The 9,719-nt window shown below is 60.6% G+C and carries 10 protein-coding genes and 1 pseudogene; 7 read left to right on the top strand and 4 right to left on the bottom strand.

Annotated elements, in window-relative coordinates; all coding sequences use genetic code 11:
* The first annotated feature begins 132 nt into the window (after positions 1 to 132).
* Positions 133 to 876 carry a Bax inhibitor-1/YccA family protein gene (locus ACP7BS_RS14120; RefSeq protein WP_426238594.1) on the top strand — a complete coding sequence of 248 codons (744 nt, stop codon included), beginning with the start codon at positions 133 to 135 and terminating at the stop codon, positions 874 to 876.
* 134 nt (positions 877 to 1,010) lie between these two features.
* The gene (locus ACP7BS_RS14125) at positions 1,011 to 1,568 is read left to right on the top strand and encodes a GNAT family N-acetyltransferase (protein WP_426238612.1); all 558 of its coding nucleotides are present in this window, start codon (positions 1,011 to 1,013) and stop codon (positions 1,566 to 1,568) included.
* Between the two features lies 1 nt (position 1,569).
* Here the strand turns inward: ACP7BS_RS14125 and ACP7BS_RS14130 are convergent, their stop codons facing one another.
* The 3 genes from ACP7BS_RS14130 to acnA form a co-directional block, all read right to left on the bottom strand.
* Entirely contained in the window at positions 1,570 to 1,977 is a 408-nt protein-coding gene (locus tag ACP7BS_RS14130; protein ID WP_426231256.1) for a DUF2794 domain-containing protein, read from the bottom strand.
* A 406-nt stretch (positions 1,978 to 2,383) separates the two neighbouring features.
* Positions 2,384 to 3,139 (bottom strand): DUF1223 domain-containing protein, encoded by a 756-nt coding sequence (locus tag ACP7BS_RS14135; protein ID WP_426238595.1) that lies wholly within the window; start codon positions 3,137 to 3,139, stop codon positions 2,384 to 2,386.
* A 207-nt stretch (positions 3,140 to 3,346) separates the two neighbouring features.
* Complete coding sequence (gene acnA / locus ACP7BS_RS14140) at positions 3,347 to 6,037, bottom strand: aconitate hydratase AcnA (protein WP_426238596.1); 2,691 nt, start codon at positions 6,035 to 6,037, stop codon at positions 3,347 to 3,349.
* Between the two features lie 269 nt (positions 6,038 to 6,306).
* Between acnA and ccmA the strand changes: the two genes are divergently transcribed.
* From ccmA to ACP7BS_RS14165, 5 genes are all read left to right on the top strand, one after another.
* A complete protein-coding gene (gene ccmA / locus ACP7BS_RS14145) occupies positions 6,307 to 6,942 on the top strand; it encodes a heme ABC exporter ATP-binding protein CcmA (RefSeq protein WP_426238613.1) in 636 nt (211 codons plus the stop codon).
* Positions 6,943 to 7,153: 211 nt separating this feature from the next.
* The gene (ccmB, locus tag ACP7BS_RS14150; protein WP_426238597.1) at positions 7,154 to 7,813 is read left to right on the top strand and encodes a heme exporter protein CcmB; all 660 of its coding nucleotides are present in this window, start codon (positions 7,154 to 7,156) and stop codon (positions 7,811 to 7,813) included.
* A gap of 109 nt (positions 7,814 to 7,922) precedes the next feature.
* Positions 7,923 to 8,684, top strand: a complete 762-nt coding sequence (locus ACP7BS_RS14155) for a heme ABC transporter permease (RefSeq protein ID WP_426238598.1) — start codon at positions 7,923 to 7,925, stop codon at positions 8,682 to 8,684.
* Between the two features lie 4 nt (positions 8,685 to 8,688).
* Positions 8,689 to 8,859, top strand: a complete 171-nt coding sequence (ccmD, locus tag ACP7BS_RS14160; protein ID WP_426238599.1) for a heme exporter protein CcmD — start codon at positions 8,689 to 8,691, stop codon at positions 8,857 to 8,859.
* Entirely contained in the window at positions 8,856 to 9,461 is a 606-nt protein-coding gene (locus tag ACP7BS_RS14165) for a DsbE family thiol:disulfide interchange protein (protein WP_426238600.1), read from the top strand. Before ccmD ends, ACP7BS_RS14165 begins: the two co-directional genes overlap by 4 nt.
* A gap of 53 nt (positions 9,462 to 9,514) precedes the next feature.
* On the opposite strand, the pseudogene ACP7BS_RS14170 reads toward ACP7BS_RS14165, so the two are convergent.
* Positions 9,515 to 9,719: pseudogene (locus tag ACP7BS_RS14170) on the bottom strand (IS110 family transposase); the annotation flags it as partial.

Below are 9,719 nucleotides of genomic sequence, written 5' to 3' on the forward strand. Positions count from 1 at the left end.
TTCGACATCATATTCAGCACAGGCATGCTGGAGCCCCGCAGCGGCGCCTGGGTTAAGTGGCTGGCACCTTTCAAGGATGCGCCCTTACCGCCCGACACCGTAAACTTAACCGGGGCTTTTAAAGAGGAAACAATGGCTGATCTTAGAAACTACCAAACCCGAATGTCGCCTGCCGGCGCACAGGCGGGGGCCGTAATCGACGAAGGTCTGCGCACCTATATGCTCAAGGTGTACAACCTGATGGCCCTCGGTCTGGCAATCACCGGTATCGCTGCCTACGCTGCGTTTCAGTTCGCTTTTGCGGACGGACAACTGACGGCGTTCGGCCAGGCGATCTATGTGAGCCCGCTGAAGTGGGTGGTCATGCTCGCGCCGCTGGCTCTGGTGTTCTACATGAGCTTCCGCATCAACTCGATGAGCGTGTCGGCCGCGCAGACGACCTTCTGGGTCTATGCAGGCCTGATGGGCCTCTCGCTGTCGTCGATCTTCCTGATCTATACCGGCCAGAGCATCACCCAGACGTTCTTCGTCACGGCCGCTTCGTTCGGCGCTCTGTCGCTCTACGGCTACACCACCAAGCGTAGCCTGTCCGGCATGGGTTCATTCCTGATGATGGGTCTGTTCGGCCTGATCATCGCTTCGATCGTCAACATCTTCCTGGCCTCGTCGGCGCTTGATTTTGCGATCTCGGCTATCGGTGTTCTGATCTTCGCAGGCCTCACCGCCTACGATACCCAGAAGATCAAGGAAATGTATTTCGAAGCAGACGGTGCCGAAGCCGCTGGCCGCAAGGCCATTATGGGCGCGCTGACGCTGTATCTCGACTTCATCAACCTGTTCCTGTTCATGCTGCGTTTCCTCGGAAACCGCAATTAATCCGGAACCGGATACTTCTGATAAAGGCGGCTTCGGCCGCCTTTTTTGTTGCCTGCATTTTGGCAAGGCGGCCCGCTTGAATGGTCGGATGCGATATGGCAGACGAGACAAACCTCTTCCAGACAGGTCTGCCCATGTCCTTTATCCTGCGCGATGCGACCCCATCCGACATTCCCGCTATTACAGCGATCTATCGGGAATCCGTGCTGAACGGCGTCGCCTCCTATGAGATGACGGCGCCGGATGAATCTGAAATGGCCTCGCGCTTTTCGGTGATCACCGGCAATGGCTATCCCTATATCGTTGCGGTCGATGCGGACGGCATCCTCTTGGGTTACGCCTATGCCTCGGCATTCCGGACCCGCACGGCCTACCGTTTCCTGGTCGAGGATTCGATCTATCTGGCACCGGAGGCGCGGGGGCGTGGTGTGGGCAAGGCGCTGCTGGCTGAACTGATCCGGCTCTGCACAACGCTGGGCTTCCGCCAGATGGTCGCCGTCATCGGCGGCGCGCATCCAGCTTCGGTCGCCGTCCATCGTGCGGCCGGTTTCGAGCATGGCGGGCTTATGAAGGGCACGGGTTTCAAGCACGGCCGCTGGCTCGATACGATCATCATGCAATTGCCGCTCGGCGAGGGGCTGACGACCGATCCGGAGCCGGGCGTCTACCCCGATACGCTCTACCGGGGCTAACTCAGGTCTTGATGACCTTCAGCATCTTGTCGAAGACTTTGAGAACCTGCTGCAGGTCATGGCCACGCTTCAGGATCATGCCATGGGTATTGGCGACGCTGAAGGCGCCTTGCCTGGCAGACAGTTTCGGGTTCTTTTCGATCCGAAACAGCGGCATTTCACCCGACCGCTTGAAAACCGAGAAGACGGCCTTGTCACGCAGGTGGTCCATCGCATAGTCGCGCCATTCGCCTTCGCCGACCATGCGGCCGTAGACCCGGAGGATCATGTCCAGCTCGCGGCGGTGGAAGGTTATGGGAAGTTGGTCCTGATTGCTGCTGCGATATTCGTGCAGGTTAACAACCACATCGGACGATTTCTGCCTTTCGGAACGGGTCTCGCCTTGCGGCAAATCCGGCTGATCAGTCATCGGTACTCCGGCCTTATATTGTGACAGGACGGTTACAGTTTGCCTGACCTTGGCTGAAATGCAAGCCGCAAGGCCCGTCGAAATAGTGGGTGACTTTTTTCGGCGTGCCGCATTTTAAACAAACCGACGCCCCATTTGACAGGGAAACTCCCTATCGTTGGCGCGAGGGAGTCCTTCCGAGTGTCCGGCCTGCATGTGCGTTAAGGATTTTTCTGTCCTCAGCGGGTGCAGCAATGGAGTGGCTAGCCAAAGCGTCCTTCGGACGCGGTTACTCCACACGCCATATCGAGCGGGTGCTGTCTGCGCCTGCGAAATGTGGCCGGTTCGGTCCGGCATCTTCGAACCCTCAGCCCCAGCCCCTCGATGCTGCCGGGCCGAACCAGATCAAGCTTAAAAAGCTAGTCCGTCATTGAGCAGTAGTTGCCATGACAGTTGTGGCACCAACGATGGCGCCGGGCGTTTCATTGTCTTTCATCTGCTGTAGAAGCACCGCACAGCCGCCGTTTTCGCCTTCGTTGAGGATGGACGCGGGCAACACGAAACTGGCAGGCTTGCCGTCCCACATGCCGATCGTCTGGATGTCGCGGACGGAGTGCCAATAGGAAATCGTCTTGCCGCTGTTTTCGCCCTTCTTGACATCGACGAGCTGCTGGCGATTGAAATAGACGACGACGACATTGGCCTTGCCTGTGCCGGCCCCGATCCTGATATCGATCTCGTCTTTGCGGACGCTGGCGGAGACTGGAACGGCAAGCCCGTCCCCCGTTGCCTTCATTGCCGACAAGCGATTGTTGATTCCGTCGAGATCGGCGCCGTTGATGTGGTCGCGGCCGTTGAGCACCGCCTGCGGCGTGTAGACACCACTACGGCCGAACATTTTCGCATAGGCATATTGCCGGGCAGTATTGTCCTTCGAGGCCAGCGTGTCGGCCCAGCCGAGATAGTTCCAGTAATCGACATGATAGGAGAGCGCCACGACCTTGCCGTCGTCGATCAGCGTTTTCAAAGCCGCGTCCGCCGGCGGGCAAGAGGAGCAGCCCTGGCTGGTGAACAGTTCCACGACGCCTGCCGGCTTTACCGCATCTTCGGCCATAGCCGGCATCGCCATGAGGCCGAGGCCAAAGGCGAGCATGATGCGGCGAACGGTGCTTGATCCAGACATCGGGACTTCCATTTCGAGGGTGTGGCATTTCAAGGTCGGCAGCTTAACCGTGTTGTACCGGCGTAAAGCCTCTGTCGGCATCCTTCATACGCTGCTCCTCTTTCAACGGAAAATCACGTTGGAGTGAGGCTTGAGGCTCCGGTGATCACAAAAAAACCGGGGCTCGTGAAAGCCCCGGTTTCGTTCATGTCAGCATTCGTGATGCCATCAGGCAGCGAGATCGCGCAGAACCGTCTGCAGGATGCCGCCATTGTTCATGTAGGTGACCTCATCGAGCGTATCGATGCGGCAGATCAGCGGAACGTCCTTCACCGTGCCGTCGGCATAGGTGATCCTGGCGACGCGCTTTTCACGCGGCTGGACATTGGCGAGACCGTCGATCGTGACGCTCTCGTCGCCCTTCAGGCCGAGCGATTCCCAAGTCGTGCCTTCCTCGAAGACGAAGGGCACGATGCCCATGCCGACGAGGTTGGAGCGGTGGATACGCTCGAACGACTGGGCGATCACGGCCTTGACGCCGAGAAGGTTGGTACCCTTGGCAGCCCAGTCACGCGACGAACCGTTGCCGTACTCGACGCCGGCGAAGATGACCAGCGGCACGCCTTCGGCCTTGTACTGCATGGCGGCGTCGTAGATCGACATCTCTTCCTTCGAAGGATAGTGGATCGTGTAGCCGCCTTCCTTGCCGTTCGGGCCCATCATGTGATTACGGATGCGGATATTGGCAAACGTGCCGCGCATCATCACTTCATGGTTGCCGCGGCGCGTGCCGTACTGGTTGAAGTCGGCAATGCCGACGCCGTGGTTGATCAGGTAGGCACCGGCAGGCGACGCTGCCTTGATCGATCCGGCCGGCGAGATGTGGTCGGTGGTGATCTTGTCGCCGAACAGGCCAAGGACGCGGGCGCCCTTGATGTCGGAGATGCCCGAACCGGTCTTGCCCATGCCGACGAAGTAGGGCGGGTTCTGCACATAGGTCGAGTTGTCGTCCCAGGCGTAGGTCTGGCCTTCCGGAATCTGGACGGCCTGCCAGTTGGCGTCGCCCTTGAACACGTCGGCATATTTCGATGCGTAGAGTGCGCGTGTGACGTATTTCAGGATGTATTCCTGAATTTCCTGCGATGTCGGCCAGACGTCCTTGAGGAACACCGGCTGTCCATCGCTGCCGATGCCGAGCGGCTCGGTAGTGAGGTCCTTCTGGACCGTACCGGCGAGCGCATAGGCGACGACCAGCGGCGGCGAGGCGAGGTAGTTCGCCTGAACGTCCGGCGAGATGCGGCCTTCGAAGTTGCGGTTGCCCGAGAGAACGCCGGACATAATCAGGCCCTTCTCGTTGATCGTCTTGGAGATCGGTGCCGGTAGCGGGCCGGAATTGCCGATGCAGGTCGTGCAGCCGAAGCCGACGAGATTGAAGCCGAGTGCATCCAGCGAATCCTGCAGGCCGGACTTGGACAGGTACTCACCGACAACCTGGCTTCCAGGTGCGAGCGATGTCTTGACCCATGGTGCGGTCTTCAGGCCCTTGGCGACGGCGTTGCGGGCGAGAAGGCCGGCAGCGATCAGAACCGAGGGGTTGGACGTGTTGGTGCAGGACGTGATGGCGGCAATCGCCACGTCGCCGTGACCGATATCGTAATCCGCGCCTTCGACGGCATAGCGCATGTCGAGCTGGCCCGGCTTCTTGTATTCGCCTTCCAGCGAACCGGCAAAACCGGATGCGATGTTTTCCAGCGGGATGCGGCCTTCCGGACGCTTCGGGCCGGCCATGGCCGGAACAACCTGACCGAGATCGAGTTCGAGCGTGTCGGTGAAGACCAGATCGGAACCGTCATTGTCACGCCACATGCCTTGTGCCTTGGAATAGGCTTCGACCAGCGCGATGCGCTGTTCTTCGCGGCCGGACATGGTGAGGTAGTTGATGGTTTCGGAATCGACCGGGAAGAAGCCGCAGGTCGCGCCATATTCCGGACCCATGTTGCCGATCGTTGCGCGGTCGGCCAAAGTCATGTTGTCGAGGCCCGAGCCGAAGAATTCGACGAACTTGGAAACGACGCCCTTCTTGCGCAGCATCTGCACGACCATCAGCACGAGGTCGGTCGCGGTAACGCCTTCCTTGAGCTTGCCGGTCAGCTTGAAACCGATGACTTCAGGCAGGAGCATGGAAACGGGCTGGCCGAGCATGGCCGCTTCCGCTTCGATACCGCCAACGCCCCAGCCGAGAACGCCAAGACCATTGATCATGGTCGTGTGGCTGTCGGTGCCGACGCAGGTATCCGGATAGGCGGTGATCTCGCCGTCTTCTTCCTTGGTCCAGACGGTCTGGCCGAGATACTCAAGATTCACCTGGTGACAGATACCGGTGCCCGGAGGAACGACGCGAAAATTCTTGAAGGCCTGCTGGCCCCATTTCAGGAAGCGGTAGCGCTCGCCGTTGCGCTCGTATTCGAGCTCGACATTGCGGGCGAAGGCCGTTGGCGTGCCGAATTCGTCGACGATGACCGAATGGTCGATGACGAGGTCGACGGGAACCAGGGGGTTGATCTTTTCCGGATCGCCACCGAGCGAAACCATCGCGTCGCGCATCGCGGCCAGATCGACGACGGCGGGAACGCCGGTGAAGTCCTGCATCAGCACGCGGGCCGGGCGGTAGGCGATTTCGTTTTCTTCGCGGCCCTTGTTGTTCAGCCAGTCGGCAACGGCCAGGATATTCTCCTTGGTGACCGTCCGCCCGTCTTCGAAGCGCAAGAGGTTCTCAAGCAGAACCTTCATCGAATAAGGAAGCTTTGAAACGCCGGCGAGGCCGTTTTCTTCCGCCTTCGGCAGGCTGTAATAGACGTAGTCTACGCCGTTGACGGAAAGCGTCGAACGACAATTGAAACTGTCTAGGGATTTGGACACTGGAATACCCCGTTCCGTTAGATCGCCAAAACGTGACGCACGAACGCCCGAACGCATTTAAAGCGCGATATGGGATGCGGGTACGGCCATTTCCGCTGTCCGTACGTGGAAATCATTCCAAGTTCGGCGCTAGGATGAAATTCACGCCGACCGCTGGCGTGTTGGGGCGGTTATAGATAATTTCTCCGGAACGTGCCAGACCATCCGTCCTCAATTTGAGACAATTTTTTTGCGCTGCGACGAACGTCGTAAAGGGAATGTGAATGCCGATCCGCCTGCGTGTCGAAGGCCTCAGTGCGAAACGCGGTGAGGACCTGATTTTCCACGATATTTCGTTCGTTGTTGCGGCCGGAGAAGCCTTGGTCGTCACCGGTCCGAACGGGTCGGGCAAGTCGACATTGCTGCGCGTTCTGGCGGGGCTTCTGACGCCTGAATCCGGCACTGTCCGGCTGGACGATACATCAGCCGATATCGGTCATCCGCGCGAGCTCTGCCACTATCTCGGCCACCGCAATGCGATGAAGCACGAGCTGACCGTTGAAGAAAATCTCTCCTTTTGGAAATCCTTCATGGGTGATTCGGCAGGTGGTTCCGGCATCGGCATCGAGGAGGCGGCGGAAGCACTCGGCCTTGGCGGAATTTCGCACCTTCCCTTCGGTTATCTCTCGGCCGGGCAGCAACGGCGCATGGCGATGGCCAAGCTCTTGGTCGCCTACCGGCCGGTCTGGATCCTCGACGAGCCGACGGCCGCACTCGATGCGGCGGCGGACGGGCTGTTTGCGGGACTGGTGGAGCGGCATCTGGGTGCAGGCGGAGTTGTGGTAGCGGCGACGCATCAGCCGCTGGAGGTGACGGCGCGGCAGTTGCGGATGACGGGGTTTGCGGGAGTGGGGGAAGTGGTTTGAAAATGCTTTGCTTGACGAAGACCCCTCCCCAACCCCTCCCCACAAGGGGGAGGGGCTTCCATGCCGCTGCCCTTCGCCCAAACTCAAGGCTTCCCGCAAGTGGTGTTCCTTGTGGTTTGGCGAGGTCGATGCTCCGGGTTAGTCCGTCCCCCTTGTGGGGAGGGGTTGGGGAGGGGACTTTCTCACGCACACCGTTTGGGTGGGCCATATCATGATCGCCCTCTTCCTCCGCGACCTCAAACTCTCTGTCCGCGCTGGCGGCGGCGCCCTGATCGGCGTGCTGTTTTTCATGACGGTCGTTGCCGTGGTTCCCTTTGCCGTCGGCCCCGATCTCAATCTCCTGTCCCGCATCGGCCCGGCAATTCTGTGGATCGGTGCGCTGCTCGCCTCGCTGCTTGGTCTCGACCGGCTGTTCCAGGCGGAGCGCGAGGATGGGTCGCTGGACCTGATGCTGATGCAGGAGGCGCCGCTGGTGCTGACGGTGCTGGTGAAATGCCTGGCGCACTGGACGGCGACCGGGCTGCCGCTGGTGATCGCCGCGCCGCTGCTCGGTCTGTTCATGAACATGAGCGAGATTGCGATCGGCGCAACCATGCTGACGCTGCTGGTCGGCACCCCTGCCATCACCTTCATCGGCGCAACTGGCGCTGCCGTGGCGGTTACCCTGCCGCGCGGTGGATTGCTGGTGTCGATCCTCGTCCTGCCGCTGGCGATCCCGGTGCTGATCTTCGGCGTCAGCGCCGCCTATGCCGCCGTTCAGGACCCGGCGCCATTTCTGCCGCCCCTGCTGATCCTGATTGCGATCACGTTGTTCTTTGCGGTCATCGGCCCGCTGGCCGCCGCCTTGGCGCTCCGGTCTGCGTCGGACTAGAAATCGGTGGCAGAGCGTCACGCGCCCTTTTGAACGCGCGGCGCTCTGACGCAAATGTGATTGATGCCCCTTTATTGAAGAGAAGCCCGTTGCACGCTAAAGAACCATCATGAGCGAAAACAGTCTGGCCATTCGAAAATTCAGCGATCTTGCCAACCCGACCCGGTTTCTGGCCCTGGCCGCCCGCGTCCTGCCGTGGTTTGCCGGATTGACGGTGCTTTTGTTTGCCGCCGGGCTCTATCTGTCCTTCACCACCGAAGGCGATTACCAGCAGGGCGAGACGGTGCGCATCATGTATGTGCATGTGCCCGCCGCCTGGCTGTCGATGATGTGTTATTCGGTGATGGCGGTTTCGGCGCTCGGCACGCTGGTCTGGCGCCATCCGCTGGCCGATGTCGCAGCCCGGGCCGCAGCGCCGATCGGTGCATCCTTTACCTTTCTGGCGCTGGTCACCGGTTCGCTCTGGGGCAAGCCGATGTGGGGCGCCTGGTGGGTGTGGGACGCGCGTCTGACCTCGGTCTTCGTGCTGTTCCTGATGTATCTCGGGCTGATGGCGCTCAACCGTGCCATGGAGGAACCCGGCAAGGCGGCCAAGGTTTCGGCCGTGCTGATCCTCGTCGGCTTCGTCAACATCCCGATCATCAAGTTCTCGGTCGAATGGTGGAACACGCTGCATCAGCCGGCAAGCGTATTGAGGCTCGGCGGCTCGGCGATCGACCCGGAATTCCTGCGACCATTGCTGGTGATGGCGGTTGCCTTCACCATGCTGTTCTTCACCCTGCACATCGCCGCCATGCGCAACGAGATCTGGCGCCGCCGGGTGACCTCGATGCGCCGTCAGGGTGCCCGAAGTGCCGGCCGGGAGGTCTGAGCCGATGATGACCCACACCACCTATGTTCTTGCCAGCTATGCCATCGCCGCTCTCACGGTGCTTGCTCTCGTTTTCTGGGTGTGGACCGACGGGCGCGCCCGCCGCCGCGAATTGCAGACGTTGGAATCCGCCGGTATCCGCCGGCGTTCGGCGCAAGCCGGAGAGACACAATGAGCATCGAAACCCCCACCACGCCCGAAGCCACCCGGCCGGGCAAGATGCGCATCGTCTTTGCGCTGCTGCCGCTGTTGATCTTTGCCGGGCTTGCCGTGATTTTCTGGAGCCAGCTCGATTCCGGCCGGGATATCAGCGAAATCCCGTCTGCGCTGATCGGCACCAAGGCACCGTCACTCGATATGCCGTCCCTTGAGGGCGCGACGTTCAAAGGGGCTCCAATGCCGCCGCTGACCGATGCGGCGATCAAGGGCAAGTTGACGCTGGTCAATGTCTGGGCCTCCTGGTGTGTGCCCTGCCGCGAGGAAAACCCGATCATTCTCGAACTGGCCAAGGATTCCAGACTGACGGTGGTCGGGATCAACTACAAAGACCAAACCGGTAATGCGCTGCGGTTCCTCGGCGAGCTCGGCAATCCCTTTTCCGCCGTCGGCGTCGATCCACGCGGCAAGGCGGCCATCGACTGGGGCGTCTACGGCATTCCGGAATCCTACCTGGTCGACGCGTCGGGCACGATCATCTACAAGCGGGTGGGGCCTTTCGATGAACGCAGCCTGAAGGAAGGTCTGTATCCGGCGATCGCAAAGGCGGCGGCGAATTAGGCGTTTAGGCTTGGTTCTCTTCTCCCCAGCGGGGAGAGCGACTGTCTTGTTCGTCAAGCGTTTTGCCATGGTTTATTGTCCCGGATGATGGCATTGAGAATGGTGAGAAGCCTGCGCATTGTCGCAACGATGGCGACGTTTTTGGGTTTGCCGGCAGCGACGAGACGGTCGCGGAAGGCCTTGAGGGCGGGGTTGTAGCGGGCAGCGACAAGGGCGGCCATGAACAGCACGGCGCGCACCCTACCCCTGCCGCCCCCG

This window comes from Pararhizobium sp. DWP1-1-3, from assembly GCF_049896125.1.
Taxonomy (GTDB): Bacteria; Pseudomonadota; Alphaproteobacteria; order Rhizobiales; family Rhizobiaceae; genus Pararhizobium.